A 22,738-nucleotide genomic window follows, 5' to 3' on the forward strand; every position below is an offset into this window, starting at 1 on the left:
AGAGTTAGATTATCCATTATCCACCCATCCTCTCATTTTACCAGGATTGAGTAAACCTAGAGGATCATATTTTTGTTTAAAGTTTAATTGTTGTAGATCAACCGTCTTCATTCCCCCATCTTCCAAAATGTAGGTATGGGGATTAAAAATAATTGCCCCTCGGTCTTCATGATATTGGATAATTTCATTTAACCTAGCTTCATTCGTAAATCGGACAATTTGTAACCCGGCTGGGTGTAAATTTCCCCCAGTACGCAGAAACTCCAAATGCTGAATCACCTCATCCCCAAAATAATCATAACATTCCTGAATCAATTTTAATTCTGGGTCGGCTGGAAATAGGGTTTGTAAATAGGTTAAAGATGGGTCTATACTGCGAGCGTGTAAAGTCGTATGATTCCAGGTAAACTCGATGATAGTTGTACCCTTTACCGTCTCCTGGGTGGATTTTTGATAGCAGATTTTACCCTGAAAATTTTTAATCAATTCTTGTAAAGGTTCCAGGCTAGTTTCAGCCACCATTAACATTGCCGCCTGTTCACCAGATGGGATAATATCACGAAAAGGAATAAAATAGGATGGAATTGGGGCGGCGCAAATGGAAACTAATTTTTTGATAATGCCATCAGACTGACTTAAAGCCTGACCGAATTTAGCAGCATTCATAAACTCCTTAAAGGTGACAATTAACTCCATCCAAGGATATACGGGTGCTAGGGGTATTTCTAATTGGGTAATAATCCCATTAGTACCATAAGCGTGATTAATATTCTGCACGGCATCTCCCCTCAGTTCAATTATCCGAGGTTCTGCTTCTAAAGTGACAACACGGACGGCGTGAAGGTTGCCATTATCCCGTAATTGTCCATAAGTAATCGAACCAATACCACCACTACCACCACCAATAAAACCCCCAATAGTCGCTGTCCGATAGGTAGAGGGAAACATCCGCATTTCCCAACCAATTTCGCGACTTTTTTTATCTAATGCTGCTAGTTTAACCCCCGGTTCTACACAGGCTAAACCTGGCTTCATCCAGACTATATTATTCATTTTAGACATATCTAAAATTACCCCACCTTTCAGGGGTACACACTGCCCATAATTCCCGGTTCCCGCCCCCCTAACCGTTAGGGGTATTTCAGAGTCAACGCAGAGTTTAGCTACTTTTAAAACTTCCGATTCCGAACGGGGCAGCACTACAATATCACCCGTTTTATCTTGTAAAAGCGGTTGTAAAATGGGGCTAAAGTGGTAGTAGTCTTGGGATAGTTTGGCTACCTGAGTGCGATCGCTTATCGTTTCAATCTCTCCTAACAGGGCACAAAACTCATCCCAGTTTTGCTTGTCACTTGCTCGAGTCATTTCCCTTTACCTAGAATTTAAATTCACCGCACATCCCCATTAGCAAATTACCAGATGTCTCTACCAAAAACCCAGTTTTTATTGATTGCTGATTTGTGGATATTGTGCTATGCTATATTTTAGCATATACTGGTTAAATACAATTTTTATCAAAGTCCCAAATGTCTGAGGAACGGGTTTACTGGCTGGCATGGTCACAAATTCATGGTATCGGCCCCATCACCCTTCAAAGATTACAGGAAAGGTTCGGAAGTCTGGCCACCGCTTGGCAGGCATCCCCCATGGAATTAGGTTCTGTAGAAGGGTTCGGAAGACAGAGTTTAGAAAAAGTAATCACTGAGCGATCGCAAATTAACCCCCAGCAACTATTCCAAAATCATCTGATTAAAAATCCTAACTTTTGGACTCCCGCCGACCCAGATTATCCTCAGCTTTTATCAGAAATACCCTCCCCACCACCAGTGCTTTATTACCGAGGAATAATCAACCCCCAAGAAAATCAAGGTCATTTCCCCACCATTGGCATTGTAGGAACCCGCAACCCCACAGAATACGGACGACGCTGGACCCGCAAAATTAGCAGCACCCTAGCACATCATGGCTTTATTATTGTATCAGGAATGGCAGCAGGTATCGACACAGAGGCTCATCGCAGTTGTTTAGAAGCAGGAGGACGTACCCTAGCCGTTTTAGGCACTGGAGTTGATATTGCTTATCCCAAACAAAATCGCCCCCTTTGTGAACAGGTATTACAACAGGGATTATTAATTAGTGAATTTCCCAGTGGCACCAGACCCAACGCTACTAATTTTCCTCGACGTAACCGCATTATTGCTGGGTTGAGTCGGGCAGTATTTGTCATGGAAGCACCCCAACGTTCAGGAGCCTTAATTACTGCCCGTATTGCCAATGAATTTGTCCGAGATGTTTATGTTTTACCAGCTCGTTTAGATGATGAGAAATCCCACGGTTGTCTAAAGTTAATTGATGGTGGTGCTGGCGTGATTCCCGTGGACATAGAACAACTCCTAGAACAACTTGGCGCTATCCCTCAATTAGACACACCTACCCAGCTTCCCCTATGGCAACCACAAACAAAACCCCTACCAGAATCTCCTAATTTAGACCCAGATTTAGCTAAAATCTTAAATGCGATCGCCTCCCAACCCACGCCATTTGATCTCATTGTCGAACAGTGTGGAATCGATGCCGGAACTGTCTCTAGCCAATTATTACAATTAGAATTATTGGAGTTGGTTACTCAGCTTCCCGGAATGCGATATCAGAGACTATAATCAATCCCCACTTTCCTCATGAATAAAAGCCTAACCCATCACTGAGCTTAAACCCCTGAGATTTCCCCAGGAATATTAACAGCCAAGATTAATATTTTTTGATTATGTAATTGCCAACCTTTCCCGGAGAATAAACTCAGCAATCTGTAAATCTACAGGAGTAGTAACTTTCAGATTAGTTTCCTCCCCTTCCACCACCTGAACCGGAAGACCACAACGTTCAAACAGCGCCGCATCATCAGTCACATCCCAACCCAGATGACGGCCTTTTTCGTGACATTCTCTCAGTAGTGGAACTTCAAAACCTTGGGGAGTTTGAGCCGCCCATAATTGACGGCGATCGGGAGTATCCTGGATAAAATTATTACCATCCACTATTTTGATGGTATCCTTGACTGGAATAGCGGCAATCAAACCAGATACCGACTCCAGTGCCTTCGTACAGCGATCGAATAAATCCGGGGTCGCTAAACATCTCGCCCCGTCGTGGATTAAAACCCRGTCGGCTTCAGGGGGAAGAGCTTGTAAGCCGTTATAAACCGACTCCTGACGGGTTTCTCCCCCAATAATGAACTTTATGGGTATATTCAGGCAAACCTCGTCTGCGATCGCCTTAAAATCCGGGAAATCAGCCGTTTGTCCGATAATACCAATCCAAATAATCGATTTAGATGCCCCGGCACTAGCTAGAGTCCAACCGAGTAGGGATCTGTCCCATAATTTCAGTAGCAATTTGTTACAGCTTGCGCCCATACGCCGTCCACTTCCGGCAGCGGGAATTAATAAATACATGATTAGCTAAGTATTTTGTTTTTGGTCATAGTATTATAGAACTTCACTGAGAATAGGCAAACCATTCCATGCTCCTGTCGATCGCTCTTTAAATATTATTAGAAAACCAATTACCAACCCTTTCAGCCAGTCAGGTTAACCCCGCCCAGTAAACCTGAGATATTTTTCTATGGTTTTCCGAACTGTCTTCATTTAGAATTAAGCTGATAAGTGGATTAACTCTATTAAAATGAAAATACTAGCCCTTGTCCCAGGCGGGATTGGCGACCAAATTCTGTTTTTCCCTACCCTAGACGATTTAAAGCAAGCCTATCCCCATGCCCAAATTTCCGTAGTTACCGAACCTAGGGCCCAAACTGCTTACCGCGTCTGTAAGTCCGTATCCAAAGTTATCCCCTATGACTTTAAAGGGCGCAATAGTCTCGCCGACTGGGGTAATTTGATTGGCATTGTCCGTGACCGAGAATATGATGTGGTTATCTCCCTCGGACAACGATGGACCGTAGGGCTGTTGCTGTGGCTCACCGGAATACCTAACCGCGTCGGTTATGCAGGGAGTAGCGGAGAAATCTTTCTCACCGATGCTGTCCCCCTCAAAACTGAACAGTATGCAGCCCAGATGTACCATGATTTATTGCAGGGCCTAGACATTATCACCCCCTTTAGCGGATTACAGATTAATGTCCCTAAGTCCGACTTGGCTTGGGCTGATAGGGAACAGGAAAGCCTCGGAGTTAAGGAAAGTGGCTATATCCTTATTCATGGCGGGTCTAGTCAGATGGCTATTAATAAGGGCATTGATAAAATTTACCCCGTTGAAAGCTGGCAGAAGATTATTGAGGATATCCAACAGCGACAGCCTAACCTACCTGTGGTTTTGGTCAAAGGACCTGAAGATCAAGCCTTGATTACTCAAATAACCCAGCGTTGTCCTCAAGTTAAGTTGACACAACCAGAGGATATTGGTAAACTCGCCGCCATGATCGCAGCCGCTAATCTTATGGTTTGTACCGATAGCGCCCCCATGCACTTGGCGATCGCCGTTGGTACTTATACCATTGCTTTATTTGGTCCTACCGATCCTCATAAATTACTCCCCCCCAGCGAAAGAGCGATCGCCGTTAAATCTCCCACTGGAAAAATGGCCGATATATCCCCCGATGAAGTCTTAAAGCGAATTTGGGGAAATTAGGTTTTTTTTGTTGACCAACTCGACACACTGAGGCTTCTGGCTTTCAGTGTGTCCTGGTTTTTCATCCACCTGTCACATTTGAGGCGATCGCCACCAATTCATCAACCCCATTTACAGCCACAATTTTAGTCTGCAAAGTCGCCTCCACTTCCGCCACCGTCAAATCATCCAAAAAGCGATTATCCCCAGTTTTCAACATTAAAGACGGAAGCAAAACCCCATCACCCAAATCTCGTCCTTGGAGTCCCGCGATTAAATCCTGACCCGTCAACAACCCCGTTACAGTTATTTCCTGTCCCCAATAATCACTAGCCAAAGCCACCATTTCCACCCTTAACCCTTCCACCCCATTCAACCGGGCGACAATAGGCTTAAACGCCAATTCTACAGCATTTCCCACCACCCAAGTCCAACGCCGAGGACTAGCCCCACCATTTCCACTTTCCCATTTCACCCTCTCAAAAGCCGTCTCAAATTCCCCTAAAAACTTACGAATAGACCCCACCCCATTACCAATTTGGGGATAGTCCTCATAATCAGACTCTGGTGGTAACTCCTCACGGGCGATTAAAAACCATTCATCCGCCAACCACACACAAGTTGACCCCAATTCCTGCTTAAATGTATCCTGGAGGTCTTGAACTTGCTTAATCACCTCCCTCGCCTTTTCCTGGCTTACCGCAATCAGTTCATCTTCCGGGGGTCGAAAACGAGTTAACCCCACTGGAACCACCGCCACCGAAGCCACCGCCGGAATATCTCCCCGGTGAAATTCCGCCAAATCTCGCAAAGTTTTTTCTAGGTGAACACCATCATTTATCCCCGGACAAACTACCACTTGAGCATGAATTTGTAAACGGTGCTTTTTAAACCATTTTAACTGCTCTAAAATCTGACCAGCTCGATGATTTTTCAGCAGAAAACTTCTCACTTCTGGCTCCGTTGCATGGACGGAAACATACAGAGGCGAAATTCTCATCTGAGCAATTCTATCCCACTCAGATTGAGGTAAATTAGTTAAGGTTAGATAAGAACCATAGAGAAAACTCAGGCGATAATCATCATCCTTTAAGTAAAGAGAGCCTCTTTTTCCTGGAGGTTGCTGGTCTATAAAGCAAAAAGGACAGCGGTTATTGCACTGAATTAAGCCGTCAAATAGGGCTGTTTCAAACTCTAAACCTAGGCTCTCGTCATAGTCTTTTTCTAGTTCAATATGATGGGTTTTTCCCTGGCTATCAATTACTTCGATTTCCAGAAACTCATCTGCACACAGGAATTGATAATCGATTAAATCCCGGGGACGAGTTCCATTAATAGACACGATCGCATCTCCCGGTTCAAAACCCACATCAGCCCCAATCGAGTCCGGTAACACCTCAGTAATTAGCGCCGGACGGATAGAAGATACACTCATACTACAATCTCAACCTAACAGATCATACCCGACCACAATTCATTATCCATTATTCATGGTCAGCTAGGACGGACGGGTTCATAAAAACTCTGGGGGGAATTGATATTGACACCCCAACCCGCCCCTAAATATTCTCCAAAGCGTCGCCCACAACTGCCGTTAAAATCGCTACACCAAAAGCTAGTCGATACCAAACAAACACCCATGTACTACTCGTTTGCAGATAACGGATTAACCAGGCGATAGATAGGTAGGAAAATATGGTTGACGAAATTAAACCCACTACTAACGCCGCCGTGCTAATATCATCTATTCCCGCTTCTAAGAAGTCTTTTAATTCTACCAACCCTGCTAGGGTAATAGCCGGAATTCCTAATAAAAACGAAAATCGGGCGGCGGTTCCCCTTTCTAGTCCCATAAATAACCCGGCGGTTATGGTCGAACCTGACCGCGATACACCCGGTATCAGCGCTAAGGTTTGCGCCAAACCCATCAGTACCCCGTCCTTAGCATTCAGATGGTCAAAGTCTCGCTTTCGGCTTCCTAGTTTTTCCGCGATCGCCAATAGGCTGGCCATCACAATCGAAGCGATCGCGATCGCCACCGTACTCCGCAGAGGCGAACTATCATAATCGGGAATAAATAATTTAATCAGTAACCCAAAAAACACAATTGGTAGAGTTCCTAAACCAATTCCCAAAGCCATACGAAAATCTAGGGACTCGTAATCCGATTTAGCGATCGCATCTATCGCCCCCAATACTACCTTTTTCAGATCAGACCAGAAAAACGAGAAAATCGCCGCCATGCTCCCTAATTGAATAATCGCCGTAAATGCTACCCCAGGATCTCCCCATCCTAGCGCCATCGGAACTATTTTTAAATGGGCGCTGCTACTAATCGGGATAAATTCCGTTAGTCCCTGGACTATCCCTAAAATGATCGCCTGGAATAACGTCATCTGCGATTCTACTTCAGTTTCTCCCATCGAGGGCGTGACTAAATCTGCAATATATACCGGAAGACTCTGGAAATCCATAGATCTGAAATTTACTATACGCACTGGACCAATCTAACACTCTCTCCTCAATTACCCGACTTTTGTTAAGTTTTGTAACAAATATTAAGAAATGTTAAAAAAATGGCTGTCTGGGGGGAAGGGGATATCTTTTTGAGCCTACTTGTGCTATTATATTAATAATCGGATATATTCCTTTTTTTTATTTTTGCCACTATCCAATTATTTAACAATATGTCAATATAATACCCTAAATTGTCCCGCCTGTCAACCCCCCTTTATCTTTTTTTTAGAATTGACCAAAAAATCAACTATTGATTTTTGTGTAGAATTTATGCCCCTGGGGGGGATAAATATTTGTGATATCATCAATTAATATGAACTTCAGTAACAAATCTTAAAGAAGCCTTGTTTAGCAATATCCTTATAGCCTACATTCTGACATCAACCCAACCGCTGTGGCTACAGCAGTGGTCTTGGGCGACATTTGTAAAAAAAGCCCAACAGAGTCAAAGGTGGTTTCCATTTGCGATCGCCATATTTTTAGTATCAGTCCCAGTATTTTTCCAAGCGCCCCTAGTCAGAATCTGGCCAATGTTGAGCCTAATCATGACTGGGGGATGGTTAGGAGTAAGTTTATATTTACTGAGAACCAAAGAAACCGAATTATGGGGAGACTTGCTATTTGGATTTAGCTGGACTTGGTTAACCGGGTCCATATATTGGGGATGGCTGAGGTGGGAACCCCTGCTACATTTACCAGTAGAATCGATAGGAGTTCCCTTTGCGGTGTGGTGTCTGTGGAGGGGATGGGGTAAAGTAGGCAATTGGTTTTATCTAGGGTCTCTATTCGGAACCGCCGTTACGGACGGATACTTTTATATAGCCGGTTTAATCCCCAGTTGGCGACAATTAATGCAGGTCGATCCATCAATGGCCATGCCTATATTTCAAAATGCGATCGCCCTAGCCGGAACCCCGTGGGGAATTAGCTGGGCGGTAGTATTAGCGATGACCCTATTCGGAGTAGGAGTATTTCCCCTCCAGTCCCAAGAACCCCATTGGTGGGTATTTGGCGGCGCAGTTTTAAGCACCATTTTAGTCGATAGCCTATTTTTAGTAGCCGCCTGCTTTGCATAAATGCCCAACTCAAGCCTAGTATCCACTGGCTCGGAGATACTGAAGAATACCTTGAGCGATCGCCTGAGCCATGCGAGTTCTTTGTGCTGGGTCAGCCAACAAACGAGCATCATTAGGATTAGTGAGAAACCCCACCTCCACCAAAGCCGAAGGCATAGTCGTATTTCTGAGGACATAAAACCGAGCCTGCTTAACGCCCCGATTGTGCAGTGAGAAATTTGCCAGAATGCTGTTTTGAATATACTGAGCCAAGCTATAGCCAGTTTGATGATAGAAAGTTTCCACACCCGTAGCACCAGCGCGATAAGCCGCATTAGCATGGATACTCACAAAAGCCACAGCCCCAACTCGGTTAGCTAATGACACTCGCGGTTCCAGGTCAATAGTGCGATCGTCAGTGCGGGTCATCACCACATTAACCCCATTTTGCTCCAAAATCTGCTGAACTTGCAGCGAAATAGAAATAACAACATCCTTTTCCCGAATACCACCAACTCCCACAGCTCCTGGGTCACTGCCACCATGTCCAGGGTCAATAACCACAGATACCCTAGAATTAGGATTTCTACCCACAGGGGGCTGAGGAGATGGACGATTAGGCGGCGGAAAAGGTAGTGGAAGTGACGACGGTGGTCGATTTTGAGCCGGAGGCGGAAAAGGATTCGGATTATTTATCGGTGGCTGTGTCACCGGGGCTGGAGTTCTAGGGGGAGGAGCCACAGACGCTAAATTAACACCCATAGGAATAGCCAATTCTTGGGGACTATTTTGGCTAACCTGTCCTACCTGCACCCTGGTAGCCGGTTGAAATAACACCGTAAAAGTATCTGGGTCTTCCCGACGCAACCGAGACCAAATAATCGGTCCTCCCACTTCTCTTTGGGGAAGTTGAACCCCATCAGCTAATCTAGCCGAAAAAAACGTAATACCATAAGCCCCCGTTTCTGCATCCCAACCGTGAGTATAGTTGAGAGGACCATTACCTCTCACCGCAAAATAGGATTGATTTTGAAGGCTAATCGATTCAATGGTAACTATACTCGAACTTGCTTGCACAGCCGGGGGAACTCCCCCTTGGGGCCAAATTGCTACCCCTCCCGCTACTGGTCTCGCTTCCCAATTTTGATTAGTATTAGGGGTACTGAACGTCAGGCGCACCACCGGGGGGGTTGTGGAAAGTTGGGTAACTTGACTAATTGTCACCCCTTCCCGGTTGACTGCTCTCCCCCTTGTGGTCGTACCCCTCAAACTCGCGCCGAAAATATCTAGGGTCATCCAAGTGCGGTCTTGAGAGCGTTTAAACTCAATCTGCGGCATTTGACCTGTGGTCTGTAAAACAATGCCGTTATCGCGCATTTCGATTTGTTCAACAAATGTTTGTGGCTGGTTAGGAATTGAACGGTTTGGGTTAGCCTGAGCCGTCTGTTGAACTTGCTGTTGAACTTGCTGTTGAAATTGCTGTTGAACTTGCTGTTGGACTGGTTCAGGAGCGCTAACCACAGTAGCTTGAGCCGGAAGTGCCGCCGGGGGTGATGATGAGCCAATAGCTTGCGGTTGTGGTAGTTGTACCATCCACTCACTGGCAGAAATCCCTCGAAACTGCACCATTTGCGGGTTAAGGGTATAACCTTCTACCAGTTCTACAATAATCCGAGCATTTTCGTTATCGGTTTGTTCCCAACGAATTTCACGAATATTTCCCCCTGGTGATGAACGCTGACCGGACACAGAACCCAAACTCGTCCCTGGTAGTTCAATTACCAGACGGGTGGGGTTCGAGAGTAATTTCGCCGTAGGCTGTACTCCCTCATCTGTAGTAAATGACAGACGATTTTGGGAACTTTCAAATTCCCAAGACCGAACCTGAGCCGCTTCAGCACCTGATGCCATCAGCAGCACACTTACTAAACTCGGGAGTAACCAGCGTTGGAGTAGATTTGAGCCAATTCTTAACACGGTAAACAAGTGGAGGAGGTAGTTGAGCTTTTACAGACACCTGACATTCTAGCTAATCCGGTTACGCTTAACCTGAAAATAGCCCCATGTCTGGCACTAAGCTAGTGCATGATAACATATAAAGGTTTTGGGTCAACCTCGATGCTTAAATATTGCCATAACCATTATTATTTAACGATAGTGGCGATCGCTATTCAGAAAGGTTTGACCCTCATTTCCCCATTATTCCCTGAAATCCCCCAATACTATGAGTCTAAATGTTGGTGATCTCGCTCCAGATTTTACTCTCTCGGACCAGGACGGAAATTTGATTAGCCTCAGTCAATTTCGCCGTAAAACTGTGGTTCTGTATTTTTACCCCCGTGATCACACTCCTGGCTGTACTAAGGAAGCCTGCGGTTTTCGCGATGTCTATGCAGATTACCAAGGTAACAATATCATTGTTCTCGGAATTAGTACCGATGATCCTAAATCTCACACCAAGTTTATCAACAAATACCATCTGCCTTTTCCTCTGCTCTGTGACCCCGATGGTAAAGTTGCCACCCTCTATCATAGTTATGGCTTAAAAAAATTCATGGGTCGAGAGTTTATGGGCATTTATCGCCAAACTTTCATCATTAACCCAGATGGCTATATTCACAAAATTTATCCCAAGGTTAAGCCAGAAAGTCATGCTATCACTATTCTTCAAGATTTATCTGGGGAAGGTTAGAAAATATGTTAGAATTAGCTAAGGGCTGGATGCGTTTTGTTTATACCGTTTTGGGCGTTATTTTTCGCCATCCTGTTACCGGAGTTAGCATCGTTCCTCTATTACCAGATGGCAAAATTATCTTGGTTCGTCGCCAGGATAATGGTAAATGGGCTTTACCTGGAGGTATGATAGATTGGGGTGAAGATATCCTCACCACTGTTAAGCGAGAACTGGCTGAGGAAACAGGTTTAGAACTGGTTAAACTGGGGCGTTTGGTAGGAGTTTATTCGGGCGCTCATCGTGACCCTAGACTCCATTCTATTTGTATTCTTGTATCCGCTGAAGTTACCGGAGATATCCACATTCAAGATACCTGGGAAATTGCGGATGTTTGTAGCTTTGAACTGAGCAAAATACCAATGGATAACCTTAGTCATGATTATCAACAACAAATCCAAGACTACTTGGAAGGTCGGACGGCGATCGCCTAATTCCCAGACCATGAAAAATGTTAATTTACAGCCATATATCTACCCAAAAAATAGGCGGATATTATTATCCTAAAACCTGCTATAATTGGGATGCAAATAACCCTATAGCCTCACAAGTTAGGGATTTAAGCCTCTGGGATACCTGCCAATTATGCCAATTATATGCCAGGTAAAAGCTATAAACCGTATTTTTTTAGGTCTAATGCTGATAATATATACTATAATGACATCATCTCGCTTCTGGTTATTCCCATCTATGATCTGCGATCCCGGGATATGACTAACCATCGCGAGAATAGTCAACTCATCATACTGCATCTCATTATATGGCTATGTTTGAACCTTCTTTTCCCTATGCTGAGTCCCAGGAAACACCATCATTATCCCAACCATTGCGCCATTCCCGCGTCAGACTTTCCCAGGGACAAATATTCTGGCGTGAAGTAGGCGCAGGTCCTGATGTGGTGTATCTACATGGTTCATGGCAAGATAGTAGTCAGTGGCTACCCATTATCGAAGAACTAGCTTCAGACTATCATTGTTATACTCCCGATCGCCTGGGTTCTGGTGAGTCAGAATCCCCCAAGATTCACTATTCTATCACCATGGCGGTGGAAAACTTAGCCGAATATATCGAATCCCTAAAATTAGATCAGGTTTACTTAGTCGGACATTCCCTAGGGGGATGGATAGCAGCAAGTTACGCAATTCGCTATCAGCATAAAGTCAAAGGTCTAGTCTTAATTTCCCCAGAGGGGGTAGCAGTCAATGGAATCGAAAAACAATGGCAGTGGATGCGGTGGCTATGTGGAAATCCCCCCCTTTTAGCAACTTGGCTGAAATTGATACATCCATTTACCCGTTTATTTGGGAAAGGAGATGCGATCGCCGATTGGTTAAAACAGCGAGAAACGATGATGCGATCGCCGGTTTCCTGTCAGTTTTTGTTTCGTCGCCGTCCGGCTGAAATCCAAGGGGAATTACTTAATGAACAGCTAAATTCATTAACCATACCCGTATTAATTTTACAAGGAAATCGTGAACAACCGACAACTCAAGCCATGGGGAAAACCTTGAACTCCATGCTACCTAATTCTCGCTTAAATTCTCTCATTGCTGGCGGCGAAGACCTCCCCGAAGAGTTTCCCGCCGTCGTCAGTGAATATATCCGTCAGTTTCTCCAAAGTCACCCGATTTCAACTCCGAACATTTCTATCTCTGACCATAGCTGACATTCCCCAAAAAATAGCTTCTGGGGTATCTAAAATCAAACCAGCTATCTCCGGGTATTGACTGTTAAGGTAGGTCATCAGAGGAATGCGATCGCCTCCTGTAATGCTAATTTTACTGTGGGGGAACTCCTGACACCAAGCAGCTATAAACTCTCGCAGACCAGCTATAATGCTGTAGATAATACCACTGGCGATCGCTTCTGATGTATTCAAACTCCACCGTTGAGGTAAACTCTCAGGAAAAGCCACTTGTGGGAGGGTAGCTGTACGATTAGCCACACAAGAAAACTGTAGTCCTAAACCAGGTAATATTGCGCCGCCTATTAATTGGCGGTTTTGATTGACTCCAGTTAAAGTTAATGCTGTCCCTGCATCAATAACCAACATGGGAAAACCCAACTGATTCCCCGCGCCTAAAACAGCTAAAACCCTATCTATTCCCAAAGTTGGATATAATCCCCCTAATGGTAACTGTTCTAGGGTGATAATTTCGGCTTTGGGGTAGTTTTGCCATAATTGCATTTGTTCAGGTACTACAGAGGCTATAAATAGCGGTACAGGCGATATTTGATTAAGCCAAGACCATCCCATTTCTAACGGAGATTGATTAAGGTGTTGAGTTTCCCAGGTTTCCACTAAAGTTTCCCCCTGGAATTTACCCCAGTGTAGTCGGGAATTACCAATCATTAATCCTAGCCAATTTCGGGGATGCGATCGCAATTTCATCATCGGATTACATACATAATATAGGATGAGATGATTATAATTAATCAGGGGTCTTTCAATTCCGGGGTGCTATCTTGGGGACTCAAAAGCTAAATCATCATTAAGAATTGAGTCAATTGCCCCTAGGGGGTAGTAAAATCCATTCACAGTTAAGATTAACTCCCCCAACCCCTAAGCTGATGAGTTACTGTCTGAACCCCCTGTGTTTAAATCCAGTAAATCCTCTGGGAAGCCAAGTATGTTCCAACTGTGGCTCATCCTTGTTATTAAAACAGCGTTATAGAGGCTTAAAAAGTCTAGGTGGTGGTGGTATGAGTCGGACATTTTTAGGAGTTGATGAAGACCGCCTACACACCCCCTGTATTATCAAACAATTTTCTCCACAACAGCATAATCTCCCGCAAATTCAGAAAGCCACGGAACTATTTTATCAAGAAGGTGTGCGACTACAGGAGTTAGGAAATCATCCACAAATCCCCCATTTATTCGCCTGTTTTGAGTCGGACAGTAGACTCTATTTAATTCAGGAGTATATAGAAGGAGAGAACCTCCTGGAGGAGTTAGAATTAGGGGAACCTTTAGATGAGGGAAAATTGCGGGAATTATTATTAGATTTACTCCCAGTCATCCAATTTATCCATGACCATCAAGTGATTCATAGAGATATCAAACCCGAAAACATTATTAGGAGACATTTAGACGGTAAATTAGTATTAGTAGATTTTGGAGTAGCCAAACACGAGATAGATATTTTACACCCCAAAACCGGAACCATGACCGGAACTATAGGATATGCTCCCTTAGAGCAAATTCGCGGAGGGAAAGCCTATGCAGCCAGTGATTTATATAGTTTAGGAGTAACTTGTATTCACCTATTAACAGGAGAAAATCCCCAGAGTTTATTTGACCCATTTACGGGAGAATTTATTTGGGAATCGCACCTAGAGAAAAGTCATCGCCATATTAGTTCTGAACTCAAGCATATCATTAATCAAATGTTAGTGGACAAAGTCCAAGAACGCTATCAATCAGCCGCCGCCGTGTTAGCGGATATACAGCCACCTGTGAGTCTAAAACTCCCTACTTCCAGCCTGCAAATTATGGTAGCAGTTCACATAGCAACTCATCAATCAATTTGGGGAATCCCGCCCCCAGTCCCCTGTGCTTTTCCGTCACTATTATTAACATCACCCGTAAATTTTAGCCGACATATAAACCCAGAGATATCCGGTAAAAAGTGGCAATGTCAAGCCATCATGAAAGGTCACACAGCGCCAATAAATGCGATCGCCATAAGTCCGAATCGATATATATTAATTAGTGGTAGTGCTGACCAGAGTATCCGACTATGGAACCTGAATACAGGTCAATTAGTCCAGCGTTTTTGTGGTCATGTAGCCGCCGTAAATGCGATCGCTATTAGTCCCAATGGTCGTCGTTTAGTCAGTGGTAGTTTTGACCGCAACCTACTAGGTTGGAACCTCAACACCGGGACGATGACCGATAGATTTTTCAGCCATTCAGGTTCTCCCTACAGTCATCGTTGCGGACCAATTCACGCCGTCGCCTACAGTCCTGACGGTCACATAATTGCCAGTTGTAGCGGTAATGCTACCATCAAATTATGGAATCAACGCAACGGAGAACTTCTCTATCGTCTGCGTGAACATTCTGGGGAAGTTTTTTGTGTCACCTTTGCATTTTCCCCAGCCAATAATTCCCGTAATTATGACAGTTTATTTAATCATCCCCAGTCCAGTATATTCGCCAGTGGTGGCGCGGACGGACAAATCAAAATCTGGCAATTTGGGAAACTCCACAGCCTGCAAACTTTGACCGGACATTCAGGGGGAGTCCTCTCCTTAGCATTCAGTCCTAACCAGACAATTCTCGCCAGTAGTAGCGAAGATGGCACCATTAAACTCTGGGATTTTCACCAAGGAATTTTACTCACCACACAGACTGTAGACTCCGCCGTAATATCTTCAATAGCAATTAGTCCTGACGGTAAATTTATGGCAGGTGGTAGCGATGATGGGAAAATTAGACTCTGGAAAATTGACATTCAGGGAATTTCCCAGCAGCCACTCGGCGAGATGTCTGGATACAGTCCTATTACKTTTGGCATAGATAGCCATACCTTAATTTGTCGGGGAGAAAACCATCAACTGTTAGTTTGGCGCTGTCGGGAAGATTAACTCTGGGGGGTAGTTCAAAACTCTAGCTGAGGATAGATGTCATCACCTGAATCACGGGCTATAGTTAAAGTGTTATTTTCAATCAAATCATTTTTAATTATGGCAACTAGCACCGAAGACAAAAAAGCCTACAAAGCTAAAGTTAAAGCACAAATAGATAAACTCGATGCTCAATTAGATGAACTGAAAGCGAAAGCCCAACAAGCCCAAGCAGATGCTACTATTCAGTATCACGAAAAAATTGAGGAACTACAAGCCAAGCGAGATGATGCCAACGAAAAGTTCAAAAAATTGCAAGAAGCTGGTGAGGAAGCCTGGGAAGACATCCGAACTGGTTTTGAAAAGGCTTGGAGTGATGTGGAAAATGCCTTTAAACAAGCCTCTGAGAAATTCAACAGCTAGAGGTTAGTGATTAACTGAAGCTAGGGACAACACCATTAATCAGGTTAATCATATCCTGATCTAGTGTGTCCCTGTAGCTAATTAAAGTGGCTCAATGCGACAATGACCTTCTCCAACATGACCTAATTCCGTCACAGAAAATACGAGAGTATTATATTCCTCCTCAGTCAAAAGCTGTTGAAGTTCTTGGCTGGTAACATTAACAGCATCCCCATCAGCGATATTAGCAAAAGGCTGGAAACCAATAGCCTCATCATTGGGAGACTGGTCAATGGGACGGTCAGAGCGACCAAAAAAGTGGTCAAAGTGAAAAGTTGTTTCTAATTCAGCCACCCCATTAGTTTCTAAAAACCCTTTACGTTCATCTCCGACATACTCACCGCAAAAATGAGCTACGGGTTTATCTAAAGCGATCGCAAAATTGATAGTGCGACCATCTCTTTGGGCTGTACCATCCAAAACCAGCGTAGACCCTGCAAATTCTCCCTCTGTAGCCGCCACCATTTCCCAATAAAGAGCATTGTAATGTCCTGGGGGTGCTATAGCTGTCGTCACTATGGGAGTCTCTTCTGTTCCACCGACTAAATCTACAGTCATCGGTGAATTGAGAAGCTCAACAAACGTGATAGCATTCGGCTGAGACTCAGTATCTGGGTCAAAGGGTGATTGTGCTTGGTAGGCTCTGATATTATCGAAAGTCACATAAACATGATTAAAAGTAAGTTCCCAACCATCTTTACTAACAAACCCTTCTCGCATTCTATCTTCTGCATCCGCAATTAGGGTTAAGGTTCCCCCTTCCTCACCATTGGTTACAATTTCATTAGCGGTCTCAGTTTCTGGCGCGCACCCAACTAACCCCATAGGTGCTAACAAAATCAAGCCAGTAAGCCAGAGTAATTGTTTCATTGATATTTGATTCAGATTATCCATTGACAGCATATTGGGATTATCTTTTTTGATGCCAATATTTGCAATCCCCCAGAGGGGGAATAATTAGCCAATGTCAGCATTTAATTACACTTGAGGGTTTTTAAAAACTGGTTCAGCCAGTATAAACCGCGCATTTTTGGGGGTTGGCAATCTGCCCACTAGATTTTTGAGTCTAATTAAACCGGATATTTACCACTTTTTACCAGCAGGAAATATCCGATATAGCAGTTCCCGGACTGATAAGGTACTTTTCAAAACCCCTCTCCCAGAAAGGGAGAGGGGTTTGGGGTGAGGGCTGTATTTCATAGAGATGAGAAGCGCTATATTAACTAAATTGACTGGCGCTGCCAATTTTTAATATCCCAAGTATTAGCATCCCAAGGCGAGGGTTCAATACCAGTTAAAGTATTACTAATTCCCGTAGTAGTCGCACGTTCCACAATCGGCATTACTGCGACATCTTCCCGTAGAAATTCATCCATTTGACGGAATAATCGGGCTCGTTTTTCCGGGTCGAGTTCCGTGGTTGCTTTTTGCCAAATTTCGTCATATTTAGGGTTACAATAACGCGCATAATTAGGTCGTTGCCAATTATTTTCTTTTTGGGAAATTTCCCCACAAGTCCACCACTTCATGTGAGGACCTGGGTCAGGACTTTCATTTCCTGTAGTTAACATTTGTAGGTCTGCATAAAAATGATTAATCGTGTCGGTATTAGCGGGGTCGCCAGAAAAGAATATACCAGGATCAACACTTTTTAATTCCACCCTTATCCCCATAGCTTCTAAAGACTGTTTAACGATTTCTTGAGTTTTCTGGCGCACGGGATTAACTGATGTTTGAAACACCACGCGCATTTCCAATCCATCTCGGTCACGGATACCATTATTATTAGTATCTTTCCAACCAGCTTCATCTAACAAACTGTTAGCTTTTTCTAGGTCGAGGCTATAGTTAATTTGATTCGACCTATAAGCGGCTGGAATCACTATTAATTGTGCGGTAGGACGACCTGTCTCGCCATAAAGTTGATTAGCGATCGTATCACGGTCTATAGCCAAATCAAAGGCTTGTCGGACTCGTTTATCACTGAAAAAAGGATGGGGAAATTCAACACTAGAACGCTCTCCATCTTCCGTAGCTTGATTAGGGTCGGTAAAATTAAACATAATCCTTTCCACATAGGACCCAAAATTAGCCAAAATTTTGCCTTTCCCTCCCGCTGCTAACTGTTGGAGAATATGAGCTTCTACCTGTAAATTAAAAGCATAATCAAAATCTCCCGTTTGTAAAACAGCCCTAGCTGCTGAGGTAGCATCACCCCCCCCTTTAATTTCTACTCTTTCAAAAAACGGTTTATCTGGCTCCCAATAATTGGGGTTCGCCTCGTAAATAGCGAGATCTCCCGGTTGAAAACTTACCAGTTTATAGGGTCCCGTGCCAACAGGTTGATTATTCGCCCTAGCCGACCGAATATTAGAGTTATTGTAACTAGCAAAAATATGTTCTGGCAGAATTAAGCCTCTTTGACCAGTAAAAGGAACCGACCAACCGGGAGTAATATTTTTAAAAGTAATTTTGATAGTGTAATCATCTAAGGCTTCCACAGTTTCAAGACCCGCGTAAACCTCAGCACTAGATGAACCTACATCAGGGTTAGTAATAAAGTTATAAGTGAAAACAACATCTTTGGCGGTGAAAGGTTCCCCGTCCGACCAAGTGACACCCGATCGCAATTTCCAAGTTACCGATTTTCCATCTGCTGCGACACCCCCATTTTCTCGACTGGGAATTTCCGCCGCCAGAATAGGAATCAGGCGATCGCTATCATCATAACTTGCTAAAGGCTCATAGACTAACCTAGCCGCATCAAAGTCTTTAAATCCTGTCGCTAAGTGGGGATTAAGGATGGTAGGAGACTGCCAATACAGAAGTTTAAGGTTTTTGTCATTTTGAGTAGTTGGCGCGTCCTGGGGGCTACAGGCGGCGAAGGTGATAGACAAGAAACACGAGAGAATCACGAGAGGTAGGAATAAACGCCGAATCATATTTTTATACTTATCAATGTCTGCCCTTAAATTTGTAGCAGACATTAGCACATTTGGCGAACCCATTTAATTAACAACCTGTGGGTTAACTGGTATCATCCCAAAAGCTCAAAATAGGATTGTCAGAATCTCCAGATTATGCTATAAGTCTATAGTCTCTCTAAGGGGTCTTTTAGAACCGCTCTTTTAGGGCGATCGGCGAGACAGGCGGAGGCTTGGCATTTTCTCCCTTTATCTAAATCTAAGCAATTTTACCAGGAACTAACCCATGGGTAATTTGGGATACTTAATTAATACAGACGCAGGTAGCTTGTCCATGATTACTCTGACCACCCCTCTGGCACAGATTTTATCACAACCAATTCAAGACCCCGTAGCCGTTTTCTTAATTATTATGGGGATGATGCTCATTGCTCCCCTAGTATTTGAACGCATCAAATTACCTGGTATTGTTGGATTAATCTTAGCCGGAGTTATTATTGGTCCCCATGGTATAGGACTACTTGCCAGAGATAATACCATAATTTTATTGGGGACTATAGGATTATTATTTTTGATGTTTCTAGCAGGCTTAGAAACCAGCTTAGACGACCTCAAACTAAATGCCAAGTCAGCCTTTTGCTTCGGTTTGCTAACCTTTTTATTCCCCATGATACTGGGAACAGTAGCCATGATGGGACTCGGTTACAGCGTATTAGCCTCCATATTAGTCGCCTCTTGTTTTGCTTCCCATACTCTCCTAGCTTTACCCATCTTAAACCGTCTGGGAATTATGCGTGCCTCCTCAGTAACCGCCACCCTAGGAGGAACTTTAATTACCAATGTTTTAGCTTTATTAGTTTTAGCAGTTGTCGTCAAAGCCCATGGCGGTGATTTAACCCTAGAATTTTGGCTATTTTTAATTCCGGCTTTAACCATTTATACCCTCGCATCCCTCTGGGGAGTTCCCAAAATAGGCCGCTGGTTTTTCCGAAAATTTGGTCATGACGAAGGCGCAGAATTTACCTTTGTTGTCGCCACATTATTAGTAGCTTCCTATGTAGCGCAACTCATTGAAATTGAACCCATTATTGGCGCTTTCTTGGCTGGTATTGCTCTGACTCCCATTATCCCTAACTTGAGTCCATTAATGAACAGGATTCAGTTTATTGGCAATACCCTCTTTATTCCCTTCTTTCTCATCTCTGTGGGGATGTTAATTGACCCCCTCATTTTAATAAAAGAACCCAAATCTCTTTTAGTCGCAATAGTCATGATTGTCGCAGAATCTATCAGCAAGTATGCAGCCGCTTGGGTTTCCGGTAAAGTTTTTGGCTGGCCGTTTCCAGAGAAAATGCTTGTCTTTGGTCTCTCCCTAGCTCAAGCCGCTTCTACTCTGGCGGCGATTACCGTGGCTTATAATATTGAATTGGTAGATGAGTTAACTGTTAATGGCATTATTGCCATGATTTTATTTAGTTGTATTGCTTCTCCCTGGATAGTCACTCGTTGGGGTAAATTAGTCAAACCAGAACAAAAATTAGACAGCGACAATCAGCAAAGTTGGTCAGAACGGGTATTAGTTCCAGTCGCTAACCCTAGCACGGAAGACAACCTCTTACAATTGGCGATTTTGCTAGTGAAAAAATCTAAAGGCACTCTATTACCTCTCAATGTTATTTCTGATAAAAGTGGCAAGATTTCTGCCGCCACCAAAAGTAAGCAAAACCGTTTATTGTCTGTGGCTGAACAGATAGCTCACGCCGCCACAGTTAAAGTTGAATCTATTGCTAGAATTGATGCAGCTATATCCAGGGGAATTGTTCGTAGCGCCACCGAACGCAATGCTACCCTGATTATCTGCGGTTGGAAAGGATATTCAACTTATCAAGAGAATTTCTTTGGTAGCGTCATTGATCAGATTATGAGGCGTTCACCTGTCCCCATTTTGATTACCCGCTTTCCTCAGCCTCTGGAAAATACCGAGAGGGTATTTATGGTATTCAATCAAGGAGAAATTGGGTCTTGGGAATTTCAACAAACTCTGGAAATCACTAAAGCGATCGCTCAACAAATTAAAGCGAAATTACACTTATTGGTACTGGTGACTGATTCCCTAAATGTAGATTTAAATCTTTCATCCTTTGGTCTCAGTAAAGATACCCCAGTTCAACAAATGCAAGGGAATTTTATTATGAAAGTTTCCCGAATGCTCAAAACTAATGATTTGTTATTATTAACTCCCGGCAGTCATCAGAATCAGGCTTTCGGATTCTCCAGAAGCGGCTTGGTAGAACCAGAAACAATTGTTCGTACTCATCCAGATGTTGCGACTATTGTCGTTCATTTCCCTAAACTTAGTTAATGGTTACTAAATCTCTCTCTTGATATGTTCGTTAATCGTCAAAATCATGTTTAAATCTTCTCAACAATTCAGCCATTTTTCGGTCGATTTCCTAACAGTAATTGACAAAACCAGATTTGGCGTGATATTTTCAAGATAATCGCCTTCTTGTGTCTATACGCGGATAACCTCCCCGAAACCATGATTCTGTCGTGAACTTCTGTAATTGACGGGAGTTGGAGAGGGAATGCGGCGACACCAATTTAGGGAAAGGTGGGGGGGRAAAGCGATCGCTCTATACCCCTAGCGGAAAAGGTTACAGCCAGACCTGTCAAATTTACCTCCCYCAACTCGCCAGTTAACCCTAACGCCAGGAAGAGTCTTTAAATGTATCGGAAATACTATGGGGAATTGAGTGATTTTTCGAGGGAGTTTCTAACAGTAATTGACAAAACCAGATTTGGCGTGATATTTTCAAGATAATTGCCTTCCTGTATCTATAACCGGATAACCTCCCGGAAACCATGATTCTGTCGTGAACTTCTGGAATTGACGGGAGTYTGAGAGGGAATGCGGCGACACCAATTTAGGGAAAGGTGTGAGTTAGGAGGCGATCGCTCTATACCCCTAACGGAAAAGGTTACAGCCAGACCTGTCAAATTTACCTCCCCCAACTCGCCAGTTAACCCTAACGCCAGGAAGAGTCTTTAAATGTATCGGAAATACTACGAGGAATTGAGTAATTTTTCAGGGGAGTTTCTAACAGTAATTGACAAAACCAGATTTGGCGTGATATTTTCAAGATAATCGCCTTCTTGTGTCTATACGCGGATAACCTCCCGGAAACCATGATTCTGTCGTGAACTTCTGGAATTGACGGGAGTCTGCGAGGGAATGCGGCGACACCAATTTAGGGAAAGGTGTGAGTTAGGAGGCGATCGCTCTATACCCCTAGCGGAAAAGGTTACAGCCAGACCTGTCAAATTTACCTCCCTCAACTCGCCAGTTARCCCTMACGCCAGGAAGAGTCTTTAAATGTATCGGAAATACTATGGGGAATTGAGTGATTTTTCGAGGGAGTTTCTAACAGTAATTGACAAAACCAGATTTGGCGTGATATTTTCAAGATAATGGTTATCCCGTGTCTATAACCGGATAAACTCCCCGAAACCCCTATGCTGTCGTGAACTTCTGGAATTGACGGGAGTTTGAGAGGGAATGCGGCGACACCAATTTAGGGAAAGGTGGGGGGGGAAAGCGATCGCTCTATACCCCTAGCGGAAAAGGTTACAGCCAGACCTGTCGAATTTACCTCCCTCAACTCGCCAGTTAACCCTAACGCCAGGAAGAGTCTTTAAATGTATCGGAAATACTATGGGGAATTGAGTGATTTTTCGAGGGAGTTTCTAACAGTAATTGACAAAACCAGATTTGGCGTGATATTTTCAAGATAATSGTTATCCCGTGTCTATAACCGGATAAMCTCCCCGAAACCCYTATKCTGTCGTGAACTTCT

General features: G+C 43.8%; 19 protein-coding genes. 10 read left to right on the plus strand and 9 right to left on the minus strand.

The features are described from left to right. Nucleotides 1-9: 9 nt before the first annotated feature. Nucleotides 10-1,365, minus strand: coding sequence for an FAD-binding oxidoreductase (locus tag B9T16_RS07010; protein ID WP_410244405.1), 1,356 nt, complete (start codon nucleotides 1,363-1,365; stop codon nucleotides 10-12). A gap of 161 nt (nucleotides 1,366-1,526) precedes the next feature. Here B9T16_RS07010 and dprA point away from each other — a divergent pair, with 161 nt between their 5' ends. Further along, complete coding sequence (dprA, locus tag B9T16_RS07015) at nucleotides 1,527-2,660, plus strand: DNA-processing protein DprA (RefSeq protein WP_410244406.1); 1,134 nt, start codon at nucleotides 1,527-1,529, stop codon at nucleotides 2,658-2,660. A 102-nt stretch (nucleotides 2,661-2,762) separates the two neighbouring features. On the opposite strand, the gene ispD is transcribed toward dprA, so the two are convergent. Further along, nucleotides 2,763-3,452, minus strand: a complete 690-nt coding sequence (gene ispD, locus B9T16_RS07020; protein WP_410244407.1) for a 2-C-methyl-D-erythritol 4-phosphate cytidylyltransferase — start codon at nucleotides 3,450-3,452, stop codon at nucleotides 2,763-2,765. A 229-nt stretch (nucleotides 3,453-3,681) separates the two neighbouring features. On the opposite strand from ispD, the gene B9T16_RS07025 reads away from it, so the two are divergent. Then, complete coding sequence (locus tag B9T16_RS07025; RefSeq protein WP_006617917.1) at nucleotides 3,682-4,644, plus strand: glycosyltransferase family 9 protein; 963 nt, start codon at nucleotides 3,682-3,684, stop codon at nucleotides 4,642-4,644. 61 nt (nucleotides 4,645-4,705) lie between these two features. Here the strand turns inward: B9T16_RS07025 and B9T16_RS07030 are convergent, their stop codons facing one another. Then, nucleotides 4,706-6,058 carry a TIGR03279 family radical SAM protein gene (locus B9T16_RS07030; RefSeq protein WP_410244408.1) on the minus strand — a complete coding sequence of 451 codons (1,353 nt, stop codon included), beginning with the start codon at nucleotides 6,056-6,058 and terminating at the stop codon, nucleotides 4,706-4,708. Between the two features lie 124 nt (nucleotides 6,059-6,182). Further along, a complete protein-coding gene (locus B9T16_RS07035) occupies nucleotides 6,183-7,097 on the minus strand; it encodes an undecaprenyl-diphosphate phosphatase (RefSeq protein WP_410244409.1) in 915 nt (304 codons plus the stop codon). Between the two features lie 387 nt (nucleotides 7,098-7,484). Between B9T16_RS07035 and B9T16_RS07040 the strand changes: the two genes are divergently transcribed. Beyond that, nucleotides 7,485-8,216 carry a DUF3120 domain-containing protein gene (locus tag B9T16_RS07040; protein ID WP_014277285.1) on the plus strand — a complete coding sequence of 244 codons (732 nt, stop codon included), beginning with the start codon at nucleotides 7,485-7,487 and terminating at the stop codon, nucleotides 8,214-8,216. Nucleotides 8,217-8,231: 15 nt separating this feature from the next. Here B9T16_RS07040 and B9T16_RS07045 read toward each other — a convergent pair whose 3' ends face one another. After that, nucleotides 8,232-10,172: an N-acetylmuramoyl-L-alanine amidase gene (locus tag B9T16_RS07045; protein WP_410244410.1), complete on the minus strand. Its 1,941-nt coding sequence runs from the start codon at nucleotides 10,170-10,172 to the stop codon at nucleotides 8,232-8,234. 247 nt (nucleotides 10,173-10,419) lie between these two features. Between B9T16_RS07045 and bcp the strand changes: the two genes are divergently transcribed. From bcp to B9T16_RS07060, 3 genes are all read left to right on the plus strand, one after another. Then, on the plus strand, nucleotides 10,420-10,887 hold the full coding sequence (bcp, locus tag B9T16_RS07050) for a thioredoxin-dependent thiol peroxidase (RefSeq protein WP_410244411.1): 468 nt from the start codon (nucleotides 10,420-10,422) through the stop codon (nucleotides 10,885-10,887). Nucleotides 10,888-10,892: 5 nt separating this feature from the next. Continuing rightward, on the plus strand, nucleotides 10,893-11,360 hold the full coding sequence (locus B9T16_RS07055) for an NUDIX hydrolase (protein ID WP_410244412.1): 468 nt from the start codon (nucleotides 10,893-10,895) through the stop codon (nucleotides 11,358-11,360). Nucleotides 11,361-11,692: 332 nt separating this feature from the next. Beyond that, on the plus strand, nucleotides 11,693-12,592 hold the full coding sequence (locus B9T16_RS07060; RefSeq protein ID WP_410244413.1) for an alpha/beta fold hydrolase: 900 nt from the start codon (nucleotides 11,693-11,695) through the stop codon (nucleotides 12,590-12,592). Here the strand turns inward: B9T16_RS07060 and B9T16_RS07065 are convergent. Next, nucleotides 12,557-13,321, minus strand: a complete 765-nt coding sequence (locus tag B9T16_RS07065; protein WP_410244414.1) for a pantothenate kinase — start codon at nucleotides 13,319-13,321, stop codon at nucleotides 12,557-12,559. The two genes, B9T16_RS07060 and B9T16_RS07065, sit on opposite strands and share 36 nt — an antisense overlap. A gap of 176 nt (nucleotides 13,322-13,497) precedes the next feature. Between B9T16_RS07065 and B9T16_RS07070 the strand changes: the two genes are divergently transcribed. Continuing rightward, the gene (locus tag B9T16_RS07070) at nucleotides 13,498-15,516 is read left to right on the plus strand and encodes a protein kinase domain-containing protein (protein WP_410244415.1); all 2,019 of its coding nucleotides are present in this window, start codon (nucleotides 13,498-13,500) and stop codon (nucleotides 15,514-15,516) included. A gap of 99 nt (nucleotides 15,517-15,615) precedes the next feature. Continuing rightward, nucleotides 15,616-15,918, plus strand: coding sequence for a hypothetical protein (locus tag B9T16_RS07075; protein ID WP_035737950.1), 303 nt, complete (start codon nucleotides 15,616-15,618; stop codon nucleotides 15,916-15,918). Between the two features lie 81 nt (nucleotides 15,919-15,999). Here the strand turns inward: B9T16_RS07075 and B9T16_RS07080 are convergent, their stop codons facing one another. Together B9T16_RS07080 and B9T16_RS07085 are read right to left on the minus strand one after the other, a co-directional pair. Further along, nucleotides 16,000-16,827 (minus strand): hypothetical protein, encoded by an 828-nt coding sequence (locus B9T16_RS07080; protein ID WP_317270393.1) that lies wholly within the window; start codon nucleotides 16,825-16,827, stop codon nucleotides 16,000-16,002. A gap of 353 nt (nucleotides 16,828-17,180) precedes the next feature. Next, entirely contained in the window at nucleotides 17,181-18,944 is a 1,764-nt protein-coding gene (locus tag B9T16_RS07085; protein WP_410244416.1) for a peptide ABC transporter substrate-binding protein, read from the minus strand. Nucleotides 18,945-19,167: 223 nt separating this feature from the next. Here B9T16_RS07085 and B9T16_RS07090 point away from each other — a divergent pair, with 223 nt between their 5' ends. After that, nucleotides 19,168-21,243, plus strand: a complete 2,076-nt coding sequence (locus B9T16_RS07090; protein ID WP_006618272.1) for a cation:proton antiporter — start codon at nucleotides 19,168-19,170, stop codon at nucleotides 21,241-21,243. A 549-nt stretch (nucleotides 21,244-21,792) separates the two neighbouring features. After that, nucleotides 21,793-21,933 carry a hypothetical protein gene (locus tag B9T16_RS07095; RefSeq protein WP_410244417.1) on the plus strand — a complete coding sequence of 47 codons (141 nt, stop codon included), beginning with the start codon at nucleotides 21,793-21,795 and terminating at the stop codon, nucleotides 21,931-21,933. A 110-nt stretch (nucleotides 21,934-22,043) separates the two neighbouring features. On the opposite strand, the gene B9T16_RS07100 is transcribed toward B9T16_RS07095, so the two are convergent. Continuing rightward, a complete protein-coding gene (locus B9T16_RS07100; protein WP_410244418.1) occupies nucleotides 22,044-22,205 on the minus strand; it encodes a hypothetical protein in 162 nt (53 codons plus the stop codon). Between the last annotated feature and the right edge of the window lie 533 nt (nucleotides 22,206-22,738).

The organism is Arthrospira sp. PCC 8006, assembly GCF_046480465.1.
Taxonomy (GTDB): Bacteria; Cyanobacteriota; Cyanobacteriia; order Cyanobacteriales; family Microcoleaceae; genus Limnospira; species Limnospira platensis.

Coding starts and splice junctions, on each gene's coding strand:
- B9T16_RS07010 (WP_410244405.1), bottom strand. CDS start 1,365: ATGACTCGAGCAAGTGACAAGCAAAACTGGGATGAGTTTTGTGCCCTG.
- dprA (WP_410244406.1), top strand. CDS start 1,527: ATGTCTGAGGAACGGGTTTACTGGCTGGCATGGTCACAAATTCATGGT.
- B9T16_RS07025 (WP_006617917.1), top strand. CDS start 3,682: ATGAAAATACTAGCCCTTGTCCCAGGCGGGATTGGCGACCAAATTCTG.
- B9T16_RS07030 (WP_410244408.1), bottom strand. CDS start 6,058: ATGAGTGTATCTTCTATCCGTCCGGCGCTAATTACTGAGGTGTTACCG.
- B9T16_RS07035 (WP_410244409.1), bottom strand. CDS start 7,097: ATGGATTTCCAGAGTCTTCCGGTATATATTGCAGATTTAGTCACGCCC.
- bcp (WP_410244411.1), top strand. CDS start 10,420: ATGAGTCTAAATGTTGGTGATCTCGCTCCAGATTTTACTCTCTCGGAC.
- B9T16_RS07055 (WP_410244412.1), top strand. CDS start 10,893: ATGTTAGAATTAGCTAAGGGCTGGATGCGTTTTGTTTATACCGTTTTG.
- B9T16_RS07060 (WP_410244413.1), top strand. CDS start 11,693: ATGTTTGAACCTTCTTTTCCCTATGCTGAGTCCCAGGAAACACCATCA.
- B9T16_RS07065 (WP_410244414.1), bottom strand. CDS start 13,321: ATGATGAAATTGCGATCGCATCCCCGAAATTGGCTAGGATTAATGATT.
- B9T16_RS07075 (WP_035737950.1), top strand. CDS start 15,616: ATGGCAACTAGCACCGAAGACAAAAAAGCCTACAAAGCTAAAGTTAAA.
- B9T16_RS07080 (WP_317270393.1), bottom strand. CDS start 16,827: ATGAAACAATTACTCTGGCTTACTGGCTTGATTTTGTTAGCACCTATG.
- B9T16_RS07085 (WP_410244416.1), bottom strand. CDS start 18,944: ATGTCTGCTACAAATTTAAGGGCAGACATTGATAAGTATAAAAATATG.
- B9T16_RS07090 (WP_006618272.1), top strand. CDS start 19,168: ATGGGTAATTTGGGATACTTAATTAATACAGACGCAGGTAGCTTGTCC.
- B9T16_RS07095 (WP_410244417.1), top strand. CDS start 21,793: ATGCGGCGACACCAATTTAGGGAAAGGTGTGAGTTAGGAGGCGATCGC.